The following is an 18,231-nucleotide window of genomic DNA, read 5'->3' on the forward strand; positions in this document are numbered from 1 at the left end:
TTTTCGCCATTTACTGCGCAATATCTTGCGCAAAAGGCACTAATCCGCCGAGTCTGTAGCACTGCTGACCGTTCAAGATGAAAGCCTTAATTAAAGGGATTTGAGCCATTTTTACTGGTAGAATGCAGCCTTATTTCTATTGCTTTACGATAAAGGCAGGCTATGACCGTTCTTCTAATGACCCCTCCAATGACCCAATTAAATACGCCATATCCGGCAACAGCGTATTTAACGGGGTTTTTACGCTCACGAGGCTATGAAGCGGTACAACGAGATCCTGCCATTGAGCTATTTCTTGAAATGATGACCGCACCTGCACTGGAGGTTATCCGTCAACATGTAGAAGAAAACTTTGAGCAATTTGAAGACGACGAATTACCTGATGTTATTTTTAATTTTTTAGCCGAATTTGACCGTTATCACCTCACCGTTGAACCTGTTATACGCTTTTTACAAGGCAAAGATCCAAGTCTGGCCATGCGCATTAACAGCCGGCGGTTTTTACCCGAAGGCCCTGCATTTGACGCCATCGCGCAAATGGAAGCCGTGTCTGGCGACGTTCTGCAAGCCGCCTTTGGTAACCTTGGCGTGCAAGATAAAGCCAAATACCTGGCGACGTTATTTATTAACGATCTGTCGAACGTCATCACTCAAGGGGTTGACCCGTACTTTGAAGTTAGCCGTTATGGCGAGCGCTTAGCCGCCGCCAATCCAACGTTTGACGACCTTTATCACACCCTAATGGATGAGCCGAGCTTCAGTTCAGACATTTTAGAGCAGTTGGTTGAACACTATTTACAAGAAACCCAGCCAAGCGTAGTCGCATTAACGGTGCCGTTTCCCGGTAATATGCTTGGCGCCTTACGCATCGCGCAAACCTGTAAAGCCATCAATCCTGAGCTACCTGTGGTAATGGGTGGCGGCTTTGTTAATACCGAGCTTAGGGCATTAAAAGACCCTCGGGTATTCGAATTTGTCGACTTTATTTGTCTCGATGACGGTGAACGCCCATTAATTACTTTGCTAGAGTATTTTGAAGGCAAGCGCGAAATTGATGAGCTAGTACGCACTTACTTTTTGGCAGAGGATGAAAACGGTGAACCTTATGTTCATCTTAATCAAAATACTGAGTTACACGACATTCCCCAATCTGACGTTGGCGCACCAATTTACGATGGCCTGCCATTAACCGAGTACCTATCGTTATGTGAAATGCTCAACCCAATGCACCGCATTTGGAGTGACGGCCGCTGGAACAAATTAACCATCGCCCACGGCTGTTACTGGCGCAAATGCAGCTTTTGCGATGTTAGCCTAGATTATATCGACCGTTTCGATACCGCTGGCGCTGACATTCTGGTTGACCGCATCGAAACACTGATTGCCGAAACCGGGCAAACCGGTTTCCACTTTGTTGATGAAGCCTTACCCCCCAAAGCCTTATTTGCTTTTGCCAAGCGATTGATTGAACGTAACGTGGTGATCAGTTGGTGGGGCAATATTCGTTTTGAGCGTACCTTTAGCCCAGCACGTTGTCAGTTATTAGCAGATTCAGGCTGCATCGCAGTCAGTGGCGGCCTAGAGGTTGCGTCAGACAGGCTATTAAAATTGATGAAAAAAGGCGTCAGTGTTGAACGCGTCGCCCAGGTCACCAAAGCGTTTAGCGACGCGGGCATTTTGGTGCATGCTTATTTGATGTATGGCTTCCCGACACAAACCGAGCAAGAAACCGTTGATGCATTAGAAATGGTGCGCCAATTGATGCAACAAGGTTGTTTCCAGTCGGCCTACTGGCACCGTTTTGTTGCCACCGCCCACAGTCCAATCGGTATGAATCCAGAAGAGTTTGGCATCACCCTGGATCCACGCCCTGAGGTATTTTTTGCTGAAAATGATGTCAACTTTACCGACCCAACCGGCACCGATCACGACATGCTCGGCGAAGGCCTGCGCAAAGCACTTTACAACTACATGCACGGCATCGGCTTCGACCAACCCATGAGCTTTTGGTTTGACCAACCAGTAACACGCACCACAATGAAAAAAGACATGATCTCAAAAGCCATTAGCCATTTTATTTTGAGCCAAGAAGAGTAAATAGGCAGCCTATCTGCTTTAGAGGTATTCACAAATGCCTCAATGGTACGCTTAAGTTTACCGTCGCTCCCTGATGTAGCATTACTCTGACTCCGTCTTTCCGGTAACGCTCAGATCTCGGTTCAAGGACGTTACCGGAAGGAATCCTGCTCTAAGCAGTCATCCTCGAGTGCTTTTATTGGGGATCTTGGTGTTAGCTTTGTGCTTATGGCCTGCGGCCCAAAAAGTCATGGCGCTTCGCTTAGTCAAAAAGCTGAAACAGTCACATTTAGTAATATTGGCAAACCATGACATCCACTCACCGACACGCAGCACTTCTTTTGAAATAAAAGTCCTTGTAGCTCGGCCGCCCCGTCCATGGGGCGGACGGTCGCCTCGCAAATCATCATGATTCACCTTCTCGGCATTATCTTAATCTGCAGAAACTACAAAACTCGGTCAAAAATTAACAATGGGTGGCACGGTTAAATGCGGTTAAATGTCATAAGTACAAAACACAAATAGAGCGGCCTACAGCTAAAAACCACTACCGCGAAGCAATAAAAAGCCTAATCACCACAATATTCGTGATGATTATGCCATTACTAACAAAAAGCTATTTTACGCTAAACGGCCCTGTCGAATTGACATACAGTACCACTTCGGTTTTAGCATTAATCACATGCTTGCCCTGCGCGTCTGAGCTAAAGAAGCTGCTTGGGGTTAATGCTGTTAGTGCTTGTTGATTGCCCCATTGATAGGTGGCACTGCCTTTTACCACCACGGCTTTAAGTGCATTACCGCTTTCAATCGCTCCTTTAAAACCTGCGGGGAGTTTAACAAAACTGCCATTGGCGGCGTCTGGTTTGCCCCATAAATAACTGATTTGCGCATTGCCCGCTTTCAGCCAGGTTGCATCTTTAACATTTAACCAAAACAAGTTGTTTTCAGTCATGTTAATCGGACGCTCACCATTATCAAATGCTTGCTCTACTGGTTTAACTAAATAAGGGCCGCTGTCGATTTCGAGGTATATCAGGTTATCGTCGCCATTGGCCGCAGTAATATGGCTCTCGCCAGCCGGTTGAGTCCAAAACGAGCCACTTGGTAACCACATTTTTTCAGCGCTTGGATCATCGTTATGCATTAAGCCATCAATAACGATACCGCGGTAAGTGATGTTATGAATATGAGGCGGTGATGAAAAACCTTTTTGAAACTTCACCAGCATTCCGGTCGCCACATCTTTAGTGCGGTCGCCCCAAAGATCTGCCGCTTTGGGGCTGGCGTCTCCGCGTGCTGGGTTAAGCATGCCCCACTCAATATTATCGGTCGAAATAACCTTATGATCATTGGCCATCACGGGTAAAGCCATCGCACCTATAAGAGCTGCAATCGCAGTCATCGTTAATTTATTCATGAGTGACATTCCATCTTAGTTAAAATGAGCACAATACCGTGGCCTGATTTTGTCGACAGAGAAAACCCCTGCATTTATGGCACCTTAATGGCAGCACTAGGCCAAACAACGGTATTAACATCGGTGTAATAGTGTCATCTTAGTCTTTTACATTTATTCGATAAACGGGGTAATCTTTAATATACTTTCGCAAAAACGTGGATAATAAAATCAAGTGATAGCTTAAGTGGTAAAAATCACTTGAGCTAAGAGGAAGCAGTATGAAGATGGCAGATTTACGGGTAGTGATAAAAATCGCAGAGCTTCAATCTATCACGGCCGCTGCGAATCAACTCGATATCAGCTCATCTGCAGCCAGTATTGCGTTAAAACGCATTGAAAACGAAGTTGGCGCCGCGTTATTTGTTCGCACCACGAGGCAATTACGTTTGTCTTCTGAGGGGGAGCGCTATCTTCCGTTATGCCAGCAGGCGCTGGATTTATTACAGCAAGGCCAACAGGCAATTAACGACGAACGCCAATCCATCAATGGTGAGGTTCGTATGGCGATGTCGTCTGAAATGGGCCGCAACCTAATGCGCAACTTACTCAATGATTTATTAGCACACCATCCAGACGTTACCCTGCGTCTCCATGTGAGTGATACCCGCGTTGATTTTTACCGCGATGGTGTTGATGTGGCGCTGCGCGCAATGATTGCAGGTGCGGTAAACGAGTCCAACTTTTATGGCTTTAAAATATGTAACATCCCACATTTTTTGTGTGCATCGCCTCAGTACCTTGCCAAGTACGGCGCACCAACTCACCCTGGCGAACTTATTGTGCACAACGCACTGCTTTACAAACTGTATAATGTCACCCATGACACCTGGCTGCTGCTCCATGGCGATCAAGAGCATAAAATAAAAATGACTAGCAATCGGGCGTGTAACGATGGCGACCTAGTGCGCCGCTGGTGTGTTGACGGCGTGGGAATTGCAAAAAAATCGGCTATTGATGTCGCCCAAGACATGCTGGCCGGTCGACTGCAACGAGTCATGCCAGACTACCAAATCCCACTTACTGAGTTATGGTTAGTATTACCAAGCCGGCAAATGATCACACCCGCTATCCGTTTAATCCGCGATGAGCTAAAACAAAAAATCAGTGCGTTGAGAGTAGAGCTCATTAACAATAAAACCCTAGCTGAACATGAATGGCCAACAGATGACTAAAAGTAATACGCATCAGATTGAAGGTTGATTTATCACTGTTCTGCATAGAGAATAGCGCCTAGTTAAAGCAATTGTTAAAACAATAGTTAATTGATAAATAACGCATAGGAACGGCATTAAGATGATGACAAAATGGGCGATACGTTTTTTACAAATGGCCGAACTCGTAGCATCTTGGAGTAAAGATCCCTCCACCCGAGTCGGTGCGGTCATCACCGAAAACAATCGCATCGTATCCTTAGGCTTTAATGGCTATCCTCACGGAATATCAGACAGCGCCGAAACAGATAACCGCGAAATGAAACTGCTCAAAACACTTCATGCAGAAGAAAATGCCATATTGCATGCCAAACGCGATCTTAGTAGTTGTGAAATTTGGGTGACTCACTTCCCCTGCCCTAACTGCGCTGCCAAAATTATTCAAACTGGATTGCGCGCCGTACATAGCCCAAAACCCAACGACGATTTTTTGTCACGCTGGGGCGATAAGATTAAAGTCAGTGAAGATATGTTTGAGCAAGCCGGCGTTAAAGTCGACTGGATGCAAGTAGAATAACCCTACTTTTAAACGTCGTTCCGGCAATGCAGTTGAGCCGGAATCCAGGTGTTTACTTGTTGCATTATTAACCTGTGGCCCACGCCTAACAACACTTAAACACGCTTAAACACAATGGGGTGTCATTAATGGTTAACTATTGCCAGTAAACTTGTTTTCCATTGAAATTAACGCGGCAAGTATGCCACTAACAACAAAGCTAAAGGTCACTCCAGCAAAGGCATAAAAACCGGGTGAATGATCAGCACCTAAAATCATTAGTCCATGTTCTAGCTGCATGGGCTCTGTTGTTTTGCCAAAAAAGAATCCATAACCAGCAGAAAGTAAAGAAACAACGATGGCCAAACAGCCACAAATAGCAATTAACCTAGCGGCAAAAAGTAACAAGCCTAAGTGATTAGTTTTAATGTTTGAAAATGGGTAGAGTTTCATACAAGTCCTTTGTAATTTAATAGCTTACCGAAGTCTATACTCAGTAAAGCCAGTCCGTTAACTTATTGATTAATGCCATCCTACATTTGCTATCTTATTGCTGTAAAGCGATAAAACAACACTGGTAAGAGCAAACCGAGTTTGCAAAAGTGGGATTATGTTTAAGTTGAGCGAATAAATTGTATTTAGTTTATATGGCCCCTCTAGATTTAGATTATGTTTTTGAATGTTGTGTATTAGCTTTGCTTTCTAAAATTTTTAATAATTCTTCGTACTTTGGCCCTGGTCCAAATTGAGGAAGCGCCACAGCAAAAAAAACAGCAGCAACTGTTAAATAGACAATTTTTTCAGCTATCACGACACCAGCGAACATCAAGCCAATCCCACACAGCATAACAATAACGAGTAAACTCCTGAACAATATTGCTGTCTTAATTTTTTTCTTGGCACCTGCAATCACTGCAAGTTCTTTATCGCTAAATTCCATGGGTAAACCTTTTTATACCTAACGCTTATTAAATAACTCGCCCAATAAAGCAGACCGTTTAACTTATTGATTAATGTCATCCTACAGTTGCTATCTTGTTGTTGTAAAGCAATAAAATGTAACTCAGCATATAGCTACCGACGTTAGTTGCCATGGCGAATAACATAAAAACAGGGCTGAATTATGGCTCTACACCATTACCAAAATAACGGAAGGTTTGGCCTACTCAAGTTGTCACTGTAAGCAAGTCACTTTTATCCGCAAACATAACAATGATATGGTTAACTTGGATACCACTAAAGTTCATCACACACGATGATGTACCAACCCAAGGAAGCCACATGAACACACCTCAAGGTTTTAACCTCTTGTCCGCCAGCATATTAATGTGTTGTTTGTTTTTCAGCGTGGGAGTGTTGAGTGCAGAGGGGTTAGGTGCTGAGAGAACGGCTAATATCGACACCAGTAAACTGGGGGATATAAAAGCGGTTAAGTTTAATAATCCACAAGTGATTACCTCGGGTTTACCCACGGAGCAGCAATTTGAACAACTAGCTCAAGCAGGGATTAAAACCGTGATAAACCTCATTCCTAACGACAACCCAAATGCCTTACCCGGTGAGCAGCAAATCGTCACTCAACTGGGCATGAACTATCACAATATTAGTGTTGATTGGCAAAACCCAACCCAAGAAAATCTAGCGCAGTTTTACCGCTTAATGCAGCAAAATGGCGATGCACCAGTGCTAGTGCATTGCGCCGCTAATTACCGTGCGTCTGCCTTTTATTATTTATACCAAACTCGCCAAAATAACGCGCCGTCAATGGCCGAGGCACTGACGCCCTGGGGCGATTTACAACAAAGTTTTGCAGAATACCCACAGTGGAAAAAGTTGATAGAAGAGGCAACACAGCAATATCAAACTCAATAGCCAGAAGGTAAATAAAGCCACCGTTTTAGCCTAAATGCATTTGAACATTAGCTTTACTGCCATCTTCTATATCTTAAAAGTAAGAGCTGGATCCGCGATAACAACATTCGAGGATGACGGGCTGGAGCAAAATCCCTACCGGTGACGCTTAAAAAACCGGACTCTCAGCACTTGATGATAAAGACTTAACTATGCCCTTGTCTGAGACTATATCAGGTCAATATCAGGTCAATATCAGGTCAATATTGAGCAAGTAGCAGTGCAAACAAGGTTATCTACTGCTGCGTACCAGCACTGTTCAAATCCATTTTATACACAGGTGCTGGGATCATCTCTGAGGTGATATAAATACTCTGGCCGTCCTGGCTAAACGCTACCGCTTCGGCTTGTTTTATTGCCGGCAGTGCAATTTGTTGTGGCGTGGTTGAAAACAAACTTAACCACTCACCTTGTGTGGTTTGAGTAAAATAAAATGCGTGGGTGTAGGTTAATATTACCGCAGATAACCCATCTGCCGAGATATCCATCGCGGTGGGTTTGCCAGCAAAGCCTGCCCAAGTATAAATACTGACATAATCGAGTACAGCGGTAGGTAAAGGCGCGATTTCGCCTAATCTTTTGGCTTGCTGCTTAATCATTTGAGCAGATGATTTATTTGATCCACTTTGTAGCGTTGGTGCGATTAAAGGCAGCTCATACAATACGGGTGGTGTATCACGTTTAGTCAGTAACAGTATTTTACCCTTTACACTGTCCACCGCGACTGACTCACAGTCGTGAGCGCCATCTGGGTATGTAAATGTCATGCTCCAAACCGGTTTGGCAGACAGATTTTTTTGGCCATTAAGTAGGCTTAAATTGGGTTCTTTGATCAAATGTAACTGATACTGCGATCGTTTCGCCTGGTTATCACCCACATCGGCGATCAATAAATACGACTCGCCTTGATAAACAAACGAGGCGATGTCTTCCCAATCGGTATTGTTTACACCGGTAATATTGACTGTAGCTAACTGCTGCCCCTGTGTATCGATAGCAAAAATCCTTGCGGTGTCACCACTGTCATTATGTGTCCACAATATTTGATCATTAATCCGTGATACCGCAAGGCCACTGGCTTCGTCAATTGACGGTGCGGTAATGCTACCCGCTTGGCTCATGCCTGTGGGCATCGCGCAGGCACTGGTTGATAACGCTAAGATTAAATACAAACATACAGTAAGGCGGTTAAACATAATAATGACTGACTCAGGCTGCGACTGACAAAAAGTAGCAGTATTCTAACAAATATGTATTGCAAAAGATTGCTAAAACGTATCGAGCAATCATTAATAGTATGGTGTTAGAATAAACAAAAAAGGCCACTTTCTTTGTTCCGAAGAAAGTGGCCGTGCACGTTTTTAGTGATTGAAATGATGAGTAAAAACCACTAAAAACCAGTACGCTTTACTACCGTTAACGCATTAGTACTCATAGCTAAACTGTAAAGTGTATTCTGTACCAGGGTCTTTGGCATACACTTGGTAGTCTTGCTGCTCGTACTCGGTGGTTTCACCTAGGATATTCTTGGCTTTTAACTTCACCGTGGTGCTGGTTGTTGGGAAGAAAGTATAGGTAAAGTCTAGGCTATGAAATGGCTTTTCATATACATCATCTAAACCGCCACGACCACCGTAAGCAATGCGCTCACCAAACACGTTATACACCAATGTTGCACTGTGATAACTGTCGGACGAATCGTAACTGAGTTGCAAGTTAGCCACCCATTGTGAGTGCCCCGTCATGCGGCGTGTTTGGTTCGTTGGATCGATTTCACCATTGGCCGCGATATCAATTTCTGAATCACCTAGGGTTAAGTTACCCGCAATAAAGAAGTCTTCCCAAATGCTGCCATCACTGCCTAAAAACTCAAGTTCTTGTAAAAACTCAGTTTCAACACCGTAAATATGACCCGACTGCGCGTTATAAAACTTAAGCTGGCGCCCGGCTTCTGAAATACGTTGAATAGGCTCAATGGGTGCGTCAACATCTTTGTAAAATGCACCTACACTGAAGTTATTCCCATCATCTGAGTAGTATTCCCAACGTAAATCGAGGTTAAGAATGTCTGAGCTTTTTAGCTCTGGATTACCAAAAAAGTCAAAGCCTGTTGCAGGGTCTTGGAAACGCACTGGCGACACTTCACGCAAGTCTGGACGCACGATGGTTTTACTTGCACCAAATCGCCATTGTGTGGTGTAGGTTTGTTTCCAGGTGATCGATAATGAAGGGAACCAGCCATCTTCAGCAATGGCATAATCAGCTAAATCGTAACGGCCGCCTTCATCTGAAATCTCACCATCTGGGTCAATTGGCAATGTTACACGGCGAAAATCTTCATAACGCAAACCGGCATACACACGCCAAACGTCGTCAAAGTCGATGTCCATACTAACAAACGCGGCATCATTTTTTTCGGCGGCGATGTAATCTTCAGTGTCGGTAGATGCATCTTTAAGCTCAAGATCTAACACGTCGTTGCTGATGTTGCTGTCTGAGAAAATCTCATCAAAGTCACCGGCTAAAAGGTCACCGTTAACATCGGTAGGGCTTAAATCAACATCTAAGCCTAAGCGTGTGGCAAAGCTTTCACGGGTGCGTTCAAAGTATTCATAACCTGTGGTGAGCTTGACCACAGCACCGTCTAAATGAATGGGGTAAGTAAAATCCCAACCGTAGTTTTGAGTGTCGTCATTTAAGCGGCTATAAACGTATTTGGGCGCATCTTGGGTATTAAGGTTACGAGACAACAAGTCTTGGTTATCATCTAATACTACGTTGTATGTGTATGAGACTTCATTAGGCGCATAACGCTCAGAACGTGCATCAGAGAACTTCCAGCTAAATTCAGCATCATTAAGGTCTTCAATAAAGTGATGCCCTTTGATTTGATTACTGATTAAAGTACGTTCTTCATAATCGATATTATACACTTGCAGCGCGTTTGGCTCGGCTAGGGTGTCGATGGTTTCTTCAATACCTAACGACACATCATCAGAGGTGTCTTGCAAATAGGTGGTGAAGGTTTCGATTTTGTGGTTATAACCAATCTCTAACCCGAGGTTAAGCATGCCCGACACTTGTACAATTGAATCTGTACCCACAACATCTTTTTGGTTTTCAATCTGAATTTGGCTGCTATCGCCATCTAACTCAACTTCGCGCTTAGTGTAGTTTTCAGCTTGTCTTTTGTAAGACACTGCAGACAAGGCACCAAATACGATATCGTCGCTAATGTCCCAACGGTCACCAATGGCCACATCACCGCGCACCGCAGGCTCTGTGCTTTGAGTAAACACGGTCATGTCACGATACATGTCTAACGATAATTCGCGGTTAATTTTCTGCGCACCAGCAAAATCTACCGCACCATTTGAGCCACTAAAAATATCAATAGGGCTAATGCCGCCATATTGATTAATCGTGTCATTAATATTGCTCGGCATGCTGCGGGTGCCGTCATCTTGACCGGTCCAATCATTACCACCACCGTTATAGGTGTAACTGTCGTCTGAGTCATTAGTATTATAACGCCCGCCTACAGAGGCTTTAAAAAAGAAATCTGACGGGATTGATTTAGTACGAATGTCCACATGTCCGCCACCAAATGCGGCAGGCGAATTCGCTGACGCTGACTTTTGCACCGACAGAGACTCGATGATCGATGCTGGAAACATATCAAGCGGAACAACATTACGTGTTGGATCGGGCGATGGTACTGTGGCGCCGTTTAGTGAGGTACTAGAATAACGCTCACCTAAACCACGTACATAAATAAATTTGCCATCTTTTAAGGTTAAACCTGTCACACGACGAAGCGCTGCGGCGGCGTCACTGTCACCGGTTCTTGAAATTTGTTCTGAGCCCATAATATCGGCTACAGCAATTTGTTCGCGACGTTCTTCAGTGGCTTCTGACGCAGAGCTACGTAAACGCCCTGTGACTGAAATCACTTCAATTGGCTCAATCGGAATCACTTCACCTGGGTCACGAGTAGGCTCTGGTTCTTGCGAGTATACTGGGGTAGCAGTTAATAAGGTCGCCGCAGAAATCACAGAGATAATGGCAAGGCTTAATTTATTAACGGTAAAACTCGGCTTGGTTTTCATACTTATACTATCCTGTATGCGGTTCAGAGATAGCCGCCCTTGCGAGCGGCTATTAATAGGTCACTGATTACTTAATCAAGAGGATTACTGTGGCTCAAAAGCCCAACCTTGACGCCAGTCAGTCTGGCCATCGAATGCACCAATGTAGTCGGTTGATTCGAAGAAGCTGTCATCAGTGCTTAAGTCTTTACCTGTACCAAGTAGCGTTGTATCCGTTGCTGCAGGCATGCCGTCGGTAATACTCACTACTGAGGTTGAGTTACCTTCTTGACCCATAAACCAGGTTTCTGTATCAATGTCGGTAGTACCAGATGTCTTGAATGGCTCGTTACAATCAATGATCGAATGAGTCATCACTAACGAACCGTCATTCACGTTATCCACTAGGCTCGACACCGAACCATCAAGCTCTAAACATTCGCCAGATTCCGTTTCAGCGGTGCTACCTTTACGGCCTTGTACCAGTATGTTGTAAAGCTCACCTGCAGTACCAACACGTAGCAAGATACCTTCGCCGTTGTCGCCACTCGCATTGGGCGAATCAACACCCGGTAAAATCGTGAAGTTAGCAAGCTTTGGTGCTGACACCGGTGTTGCCGCTGCGCCAGAGCTATTGCTGTCGGCTTCGATACCACGGTTTGCATTGCCATCTTCATGAGTGATGTAGACAAACTGTGCTTTACCGGTCCAGCCGTTAGTCCAGTCTAATGAATCGTCAAAGTTTTCAGTTAGGTAGACATATTTTAAGTTAACCGCGCCACCCCAAAACTCTACGCCATCATCGCCATTAGCATGCACTTGAATGTGGTCAACTTGCGTACCACTGCCCACTGCGGCAAACGAGATACCGTTCATTTCTTGCGTATCGTTAACTTTAAAGCCTGCATACTTAACAACAACGTAGCTGATTTGGCCGCTGTTATCGGCATTGTCGTTACCGCCATATGGGAAGTCGCCGACCTCAAACGAAGCATCACACGCATTTGCATCAGAGCAGGTGTTAACTAAACCATTACCTAGGATAACTAACCCGCCCCATTGACCGCGTTCACCTTCTGCACCGGCAATTACATCTTCTTCTGACGTCATAATAATTGGGTAGTCAGCACTGCCTTGGGCCATAATTTTAGAGCCACGGCTTACGGCTAAATAGCTGTTTGAGGTAGCAAACATTTTAACGCCAGCTTGAATCGCTAAGGTTGCTGATGTGCCTTTATCTTCACCAACAAGTACCGCGCCGCCGTCTAATTTATACATCACGTTTTGACCAGCAAGGAGTGTGGTGTTGCTTAACACGTTGCCTTCAAGCGTACAGATTAGAGTCACTGATGAATCTTTATATAAACCCGTTACTGCATCAGATGCGGTCGTACCTACCGGACAAGAAGTCATCACAGGTAATTCCGCTGGTGTGGTATCTACATCGTCATGAATGGCCGTAGTCCAACCGGTAGTCCAGTCATTTGTACCATCAAACGCACCAATGTATTCAGCATCATCTAAACGTGCATCAAGGTTGCTTAAGTCAGCTTTACCGCCTGTTAACGCAACGGATGATGAGTTAGGCATGTAGCCGTCGAGGTCAGATGCGCCAACGAGGTTACCTTCTTGGCCTGTATACCAAGCTTCAACATCTAGCGCTAAGCTAGTACCTGCTTCGGCATCAACCTTGGCATCTTTAAATGGCTCGACACAATCAATTAAGCTGTTTTGCATGGTTAACGCGGCAGTATTGGCATTATTAACCGTTGCATCGTCGTTCACTTCTAAACATTCGCCCGAGTCCACATCACCTTTAACCAACATGTTATAAGCGTAAGCGCCCGTGCCTTTGCGGAACAAAATACCTTCAGCGTCGTCACCGCCGCTGTTGGTACCATTGGCAACCTCGATAGTAAAGTTAGCCAGCGCAGGTTGAGACATAGGTGATGCTGCAGCATCGCTGTTACTGTCAGCTTCGATACCACGGTTTGAACCGTTGTCAGCTAAACGAATATAAACGTGCTGTGCGCTACCTTGCCAACCGTTAGTCCAATCTAATGAGTCGTCAAAGTTTTCGGTCAGTACTACATTTGAAATTGACACGTTACCGCCCCAAAATTCAACGCCGTCGTCATTGTTTAAGTGGATCTGGATATGGTCAACTTCTGTGCCTGCACCCACACCAGCAAAACTAATACCGTTCATTTCTTGGGTGTCGTTGATTTTAAAACCACCAAACTCAACACGTACATATTTGATTGAACCAGAGTTATCTTCTGTGTCATCGCCGCCGTAGCTGTAGCTACCGACTTCGAATGATGCGTCACAGTTTGTTAAGTCGGGGCAAGTATTCACAGGCGCGTTACCCAGTAACACTAAACCGCCCCATTGCCCTGCTTCACCTTCTTCACCTAAACCAGCTTCAACTGAGGTAAACACAATTGGCTCAGCGGCGGTACCTTCAGCCATGATTTTTGAACCACGGCTAATCACGAGGTAAGAATCGCTGCCACCTAAAATTTTAGTGCCTGGTAAAATAGATAGCTCAACAGAATTTTCATTGTCGCCACCAGCAATCACTGCGCCATCTAATTGCCATACAACGTCATCACCCAACACAATTAAGTCGCCATCTTGGCCACCGGTGCTGATTGTTGAAGCCGCAGTAGAAGGTGTTAATGTCCCCTTTAATACCCAAACCTCTTTACCATCAACTGTGGTCGTGCTTTTTGTCGCAAAGCCACTGTATGATAATTCTTGAGCGCTCTCGGTTGGCGTTGTCGGTGTAGTCGGTGTTGTGGTTTCATTGCCAGTGTTGATATTGATATCACCACCACAACCAGCAAGACCTAAAGTCGCAGCAAGGGCAGTAGAAAGTGCAGTTAGTTTAAAAAGATTTTTCAGTTCCATTGTCATCTCCGAAGACGGATGTAAGCGTGTGAGTAAATCGGCTGGATGACAAGGTAGCGAGTAAAAATGACAAAAAGACTGCGGCAAAATGACAGTAACGTGTCACCAAAATGACAGTAAGATGTAAACCTAATGTTATCGCGGGTTGGAGAGCAACTTAAGTGGCATAAATTTTTAACAGTAGCGCTAAAAAAGAAACGAAAAACTAAATTTAATAACAACACGCTTCATTAAATCACCTCTTAGGTGCACGTGAATCACAATAGGAATGAGGGCTAATTAAGGCTTATGTAAATGGTCCATGTACCAAATAACAATGCAACAATACCTGCGGGCCTAAACCACGCAAGACCTTGTTTTGCAGCCTTTACGGCAAATTTCTTGTGGGTTTTCTCTGTCATAAAAACTAATAAAATAGCCACTATAAACAAAAGATTACCAATAAACTCAAACACCAATGGATAGCGAGTATGAGGTGCATCTAATAACAGCACTGCGCCAATCACTAATCGCGAAATGATTTCAAAATAATGAAAGTAGCGTTGCTGGCTAAAAGTGACAATTGCGCTTGAAAACGCCTCAGGCTTAAACAACATAAACAGCCCGAAACAACAGATACTCACGCCCCATAAACTGATTAATATGGCCATATTGATTTCACTACATGCAGTAATGAGTTTATTTTACCACTGAAGCAATGTAATAAAAATGTTAGAAAAATAATAAATATCAGCGTTTCAGCCACTATCTCAGTGAAGGGGTAAACAATCGCTTTAATAAGTAATAATGTATTGTCACAGCCTAACGATATTTTAAGCAATAAATTGAGCAGCAATGTACCCAATCAGTATAAATAAATATTAATAAATGCTCATAAAACCAGTTTTAGGCCCATTTAGTGTTAAAGTAGCCATAAAGTACCATTTTAGTAGCAAAGGAGCGCCAATATGCCTGCAGATATTATTATTTTAGGAATATCTCTCCTTATTGCTATCGGCATTTTACTCCATCACCCATCGAAAACACTTGGCTTACCATCATTACTGATTTTTATGGGTGTTGGCTTAGCTTTTGGTAATGGGGAATTTGGCTTTGTTTACGATGATCTTCAACTAACCTCTACTATTGGTACTGTCGCGTTAAACACCATCGTTTTTGTAGGTGGCCTCAATACACCACTAAAACACATTCGCTTTGCTTGGAAAGAAGGCGGCATGTTATCGACCGGTGGGGTTATCCTTACCACGATTATTTTCGGCTTTATTTTAAATACCTTACTCGATTTTAACCTCATTACTTGCATGTTATTTGCAGCGGTTGTGTCCTCAACTGATGCGGCTGCAGTGTTTTCCATATTAGAGTCTAAAAAGCTTAAGTTAAAACACGGTACCGGCACCATTTTAGAGTTCGAATCGGCCACCAACGACCCCATCGCCCTACTCATGGTGATTATGTTAACCGACTTTATTCTCAATAGTGCAAACGGTACCCCTACCGCCATATCAATATTTTCTAGTTTGGGCCAGCAAATTGGTGTTGGCGCAATAATTGGCCTTATTATGGGTAAATTGTCAGTTTGGGCATTAAACAATATCAAACTGCCAGAATTTGGGCTTATCCCGGTGTTTATCTTGGCCACATTTGCCATTACCGTTTCCAGCACTGAAATTTTAGGCGGTAACGAGTTAATTGCGGTGTACATTGCAGGCGTCATCATTGGGAACTATTTAAAAAAGGGCGCTGAGGTCAGTAAGCATTTCTTTAATGGTATATCGTGGTTAGCGCAGTCGTTAATGTTTATTATTTTAGGGTTACAAATCTTCCCGCAACAACTTGCCCCCGTCTTTATTGCATCTCTTTTGCCCGCCGTGTTACTGATTGTGGTCGCCAGACCGCTTGCAGTGCAATTGTGTTACCTCCCTTTTAGGCAAGCTAATTGGCGTAAACGCCTATTTGTGTCTGCGATAGGCCTTAAAGGCGCGACTCCAATTGTATTTGCACTTATACCCGCCGCGGCAGGGGTTGAAGGCTCACGAGAAATGATCCACATGGTGTTTTTTATTGTGCTGATTTCGGTCATTGTTCAAGGTGCAGCCATTGAGCCATTAGCCAATAAATTGAAGTTAAATGTAAAACCTAAAAAGCCTCCTCAATAATCATTAACTACAAAAAAAGCCAGTTGGAAACACCAACTGGCTTAATAAAAGTCGTCTACCTTTTTTAAGGTTAGACTCACTAACGCTTATTTAAATACGCAGTGCTTCGCGTAGTCAGCAGCTTCATTTGCAGTCCAATCGCCGCTTTCTTTTTCTTTCATTTGCTTACACCAAGCATCGCTACCCACTTCTGGTGCACACGCGGTTAAGCTAAGGGTTAACAATAATGCGCTTGAAGCAGCAACTAATTTTGATAAAGACATAAATAAGCTATCCTTTTCTATTAAATTTCGGAGTTTGCTGGCCATTTTAAGCCCAACAAACCATAACAATTAACTCTTTGAACGTTTAGCAATCCACGCAATAGCATCTTGTTTTTGCGATAACGGAAACCATGCTACCTCACCTTGCATAAATGGTCCCATTAAACGTACTGCATTGCCAACCCAATCAGGGCCACCAACAAACACTAGCGCATCGAATGCGGGTAACTGTACCTCACCACTGCCGGTTAATGAACCAAAGTCCCAGCCTTCGAGCAACACGTCGGCTTCAATATACAAACACACCTGGTCCCAATCTTTACGATAGGCACGAATCGCTGGTTGTAAACGGGTACGGTAATCTGGCGCAGATAAACGACCACTCACAAATAAACTAATGACACCCTTGGAAATATCGGGAATTTGACACAACATATCGCTAACTCCAGCCTTATCTAAAGGCTATAGAACAGGCTTTATACGGTGATGCTATCGTGTAAAGCAATAATGGCGCTCATAATACCAAAACTCTGCAATTGATGTAATCACTCAACGATTAATCAGCGCGTTAGTTAATCTCCGTGTGAAGCAGCGCTCAGACTGCTCAACACCCAGCGCTGAAAAATAAGCCTAATTACGGTATAATTAACCGATAAAACATATTAAAGAGGACAACCTCAACCGAATGATACAAATAACTCAACGAGTCATATTGCAAGACAACGAAATTGAATGGCAGTTTGTTCGCTCAAGCGGCGCTGGCGGTCAAAATGTCAATAAAGTATCAACAGCGGCTCAGCTTAGTTTTGATATTGCATCATCATCTTTGCCTGAATTTTATCAACAAAAGTTATTAGCCAAGGCTGATCATCGCATTACCAAAAGCGGAAAAATCATCATTAAATGCCAACAATCGCGAAGCCAAGACTTTAATCGCCAGACCGCGTTAGAACAATTTATTGAGCTGGTAAAAAGTGTCGGCATTGTACAAAAGGCCCGTATTGCGACCAAAGCCACCAAAGGCAGTCAAACTCGCCGAATTGAAGCGAAAAAACAACGTGGTGCCACCAAAGCCATGCGCCAAAATAAAACCGGCTATTAATGAATTTTAGCCGTTAGATGAACATTTTTAGGTTTACCACGCGCACATCTTCAGTAAGAATGGACTCACACGTTTTATTGCCCACACCACAGGAAGTCTCATGAGCAGCACTGCCAAAATTTTAGTGATAAATGGCCCTAATCTAAATTTGCTTGGCCGTCGCGAGCCGGGGCACTATGGCCATCAAACCTTAGCCACCATTGTGAGCGAGTTAACCGCTGCCGCTACCCAAGCAGATATCACCTTAGAGCACATTCAATCGAACGCTGAATACCAGCTGATTGACGCCATACATGCAACTGATGCCCAGTTTATTATTATTAATCCTGCTGCATTTACCCACACCAGCGTTGCCCTGCGTGACGCAATACTCGGCGTTGCCATTCCGTTTATTGAAGTGCATTTATCAAATGTGCATGCCCGCGAGCCTTTTAGGCATCATTCGTATTTTTCAGACAAAGCCCAAGGGGTTATTTGCGGTCTAGGCGCACAAGGTTACGATTTTGCCCTGCAAGCGGCAATTAAGTACCTAAAAGAGCATCACAAAGGATAA

Annotated in this window: 16 protein-coding genes; 7 read left to right on the plus strand and 9 right to left on the minus strand. The window is 44.1% G+C overall.

Annotated features, from left to right (window positions below):
• Positions 1-162 precede the first annotated feature (162 nt).
• Entirely contained in the window at positions 163-2,097 is a 1,935-nt protein-coding gene (locus PQR79_RS13285) for a B12-binding domain-containing radical SAM protein (RefSeq protein ID WP_238106439.1), read from the plus strand.
• Positions 2,098-2,692: 595 nt separating this feature from the next.
• On the opposite strand, the gene PQR79_RS13290 is transcribed toward PQR79_RS13285, so the two are convergent.
• Positions 2,693-3,496 carry a DUF4437 domain-containing protein gene (locus tag PQR79_RS13290; protein ID WP_372943770.1) on the minus strand — a complete coding sequence of 268 codons (804 nt, stop codon included), beginning with the start codon at positions 3,494-3,496 and terminating at the stop codon, positions 2,693-2,695.
• Between the two features lie 260 nt (positions 3,497-3,756).
• Here PQR79_RS13290 and PQR79_RS13295 point away from each other — a divergent pair, with 260 nt between their 5' ends.
• Both PQR79_RS13295 and PQR79_RS13300 read left to right on the plus strand, forming a co-directional pair.
• Positions 3,757-4,710, plus strand: coding sequence for a LysR family transcriptional regulator (locus PQR79_RS13295; protein ID WP_238106438.1), 954 nt, complete (start codon positions 3,757-3,759; stop codon positions 4,708-4,710).
• A gap of 121 nt (positions 4,711-4,831) precedes the next feature.
• Positions 4,832-5,266, plus strand: coding sequence for a dCMP deaminase family protein (locus PQR79_RS13300; RefSeq protein WP_238106437.1), 435 nt, complete (start codon positions 4,832-4,834; stop codon positions 5,264-5,266).
• A gap of 132 nt (positions 5,267-5,398) precedes the next feature.
• Here PQR79_RS13300 and PQR79_RS13305 read toward each other — a convergent pair whose 3' ends face one another.
• Entirely contained in the window at positions 5,399-5,698 is a 300-nt protein-coding gene (locus tag PQR79_RS13305; protein WP_238106436.1) for a hypothetical protein, read from the minus strand.
• Between the two features lie 214 nt (positions 5,699-5,912).
• On the minus strand, positions 5,913-6,185 hold the full coding sequence (locus tag PQR79_RS13310; protein WP_238106435.1) for a hypothetical protein: 273 nt from the start codon (positions 6,183-6,185) through the stop codon (positions 5,913-5,915).
• A gap of 341 nt (positions 6,186-6,526) precedes the next feature.
• On the opposite strand from PQR79_RS13310, the gene PQR79_RS13315 reads away from it, so the two are divergent.
• On the plus strand, positions 6,527-7,117 hold the full coding sequence (locus tag PQR79_RS13315; protein ID WP_238106434.1) for a protein tyrosine phosphatase family protein: 591 nt from the start codon (positions 6,527-6,529) through the stop codon (positions 7,115-7,117).
• Between the two features lie 275 nt (positions 7,118-7,392).
• Here PQR79_RS13315 and PQR79_RS13320 read toward each other — a convergent pair whose 3' ends face one another.
• The 4 genes from PQR79_RS13320 to PQR79_RS13335 form a co-directional block, all read right to left on the minus strand.
• Entirely contained in the window at positions 7,393-8,352 is a 960-nt protein-coding gene (locus PQR79_RS13320; protein WP_238106433.1) for a hypothetical protein, read from the minus strand.
• Between the two features lie 228 nt (positions 8,353-8,580).
• Positions 8,581-11,265 (minus strand): TonB-dependent receptor domain-containing protein, encoded by a 2,685-nt coding sequence (locus PQR79_RS13325; protein ID WP_238106432.1) that lies wholly within the window; start codon positions 11,263-11,265, stop codon positions 8,581-8,583.
• An 84-nt stretch (positions 11,266-11,349) separates the two neighbouring features.
• A complete protein-coding gene (locus PQR79_RS13330) occupies positions 11,350-14,157 on the minus strand; it encodes a beta-helix domain-containing protein (RefSeq protein WP_238106431.1) in 2,808 nt (935 codons plus the stop codon).
• A gap of 275 nt (positions 14,158-14,432) precedes the next feature.
• Entirely contained in the window at positions 14,433-14,807 is a 375-nt protein-coding gene (locus tag PQR79_RS13335; protein WP_238106430.1) for a hypothetical protein, read from the minus strand.
• Between the two features lie 297 nt (positions 14,808-15,104).
• Between PQR79_RS13335 and PQR79_RS13340 the strand changes: the two genes are divergently transcribed.
• Complete coding sequence (locus PQR79_RS13340) at positions 15,105-16,313, plus strand: potassium/proton antiporter (protein ID WP_238106429.1); 1,209 nt, start codon at positions 15,105-15,107, stop codon at positions 16,311-16,313.
• Between the two features lie 86 nt (positions 16,314-16,399).
• Here the strand turns inward: PQR79_RS13340 and PQR79_RS13345 are convergent, their stop codons facing one another.
• Both PQR79_RS13345 and PQR79_RS13350 read right to left on the minus strand, forming a co-directional pair.
• Positions 16,400-16,576, minus strand: coding sequence for a DUF3012 domain-containing protein (locus tag PQR79_RS13345; RefSeq protein WP_160056019.1), 177 nt, complete (start codon positions 16,574-16,576; stop codon positions 16,400-16,402).
• 69 nt (positions 16,577-16,645) lie between these two features.
• Positions 16,646-17,011 carry a SpoIIAA family protein gene (locus tag PQR79_RS13350; RefSeq protein ID WP_238106428.1) on the minus strand — a complete coding sequence of 122 codons (366 nt, stop codon included), beginning with the start codon at positions 17,009-17,011 and terminating at the stop codon, positions 16,646-16,648.
• Between the two features lie 250 nt (positions 17,012-17,261).
• On the opposite strand from PQR79_RS13350, the gene arfB reads away from it, so the two are divergent.
• Both arfB and aroQ read left to right on the plus strand, forming a co-directional pair.
• Complete coding sequence (gene arfB / locus PQR79_RS13355) at positions 17,262-17,678, plus strand: alternative ribosome rescue aminoacyl-tRNA hydrolase ArfB (protein WP_188918370.1); 417 nt, start codon at positions 17,262-17,264, stop codon at positions 17,676-17,678.
• A 100-nt stretch (positions 17,679-17,778) separates the two neighbouring features.
• A complete protein-coding gene (gene aroQ, locus PQR79_RS13360; RefSeq protein ID WP_238106427.1) occupies positions 17,779-18,231 on the plus strand; it encodes a type II 3-dehydroquinate dehydratase in 453 nt (150 codons plus the stop codon).

The organism is Shewanella metallivivens (assembly GCF_028750675.1).
In the GTDB taxonomy this organism is placed as follows: domain Bacteria; phylum Pseudomonadota; class Gammaproteobacteria; order Enterobacterales; family Shewanellaceae; genus Shewanella; species Shewanella metallivivens.

Coding starts and splice junctions, on each gene's coding strand:
- aroQ (WP_238106427.1), top strand. CDS start 17,779: ATGAGCAGCACTGCCAAAATTTTAGTGATAAATGGCCCTAATCTAAAT.
- PQR79_RS13325 (WP_238106432.1), bottom strand. CDS start 11,265: ATGAAAACCAAGCCGAGTTTTACCGTTAATAAATTAAGCCTTGCCATT.
- PQR79_RS13285 (WP_238106439.1), top strand. CDS start 163: ATGACCGTTCTTCTAATGACCCCTCCAATGACCCAATTAAATACGCCA.
- PQR79_RS13340 (WP_238106429.1), top strand. CDS start 15,105: ATGCCTGCAGATATTATTATTTTAGGAATATCTCTCCTTATTGCTATC.
- arfB (WP_188918370.1), top strand. CDS start 17,262: ATGATACAAATAACTCAACGAGTCATATTGCAAGACAACGAAATTGAA.
- PQR79_RS13330 (WP_238106431.1), bottom strand. CDS start 14,157: ATGGAACTGAAAAATCTTTTTAAACTAACTGCACTTTCTACTGCCCTT.
- PQR79_RS13345 (WP_160056019.1), bottom strand. CDS start 16,576: ATGTCTTTATCAAAATTAGTTGCTGCTTCAAGCGCATTATTGTTAACC.
- PQR79_RS13295 (WP_238106438.1), top strand. CDS start 3,757: ATGAAGATGGCAGATTTACGGGTAGTGATAAAAATCGCAGAGCTTCAA.
- PQR79_RS13350 (WP_238106428.1), bottom strand. CDS start 17,011: ATGTTGTGTCAAATTCCCGATATTTCCAAGGGTGTCATTAGTTTATTT.
- PQR79_RS13310 (WP_238106435.1), bottom strand. CDS start 6,185: ATGGAATTTAGCGATAAAGAACTTGCAGTGATTGCAGGTGCCAAGAAA.
- PQR79_RS13305 (WP_238106436.1), bottom strand. CDS start 5,698: ATGAAACTCTACCCATTTTCAAACATTAAAACTAATCACTTAGGCTTG.
- PQR79_RS13290 (WP_372943770.1), bottom strand. CDS start 3,496: ATGAATAAATTAACGATGACTGCGATTGCAGCTCTTATAGGTGCGATG.
- PQR79_RS13335 (WP_238106430.1), bottom strand. CDS start 14,807: ATGGCCATATTAATCAGTTTATGGGGCGTGAGTATCTGTTGTTTCGGG.
- PQR79_RS13320 (WP_238106433.1), bottom strand. CDS start 8,352: ATGTTTAACCGCCTTACTGTATGTTTGTATTTAATCTTAGCGTTATCA.
- PQR79_RS13300 (WP_238106437.1), top strand. CDS start 4,832: ATGATGACAAAATGGGCGATACGTTTTTTACAAATGGCCGAACTCGTA.
- PQR79_RS13315 (WP_238106434.1), top strand. CDS start 6,527: ATGAACACACCTCAAGGTTTTAACCTCTTGTCCGCCAGCATATTAATG.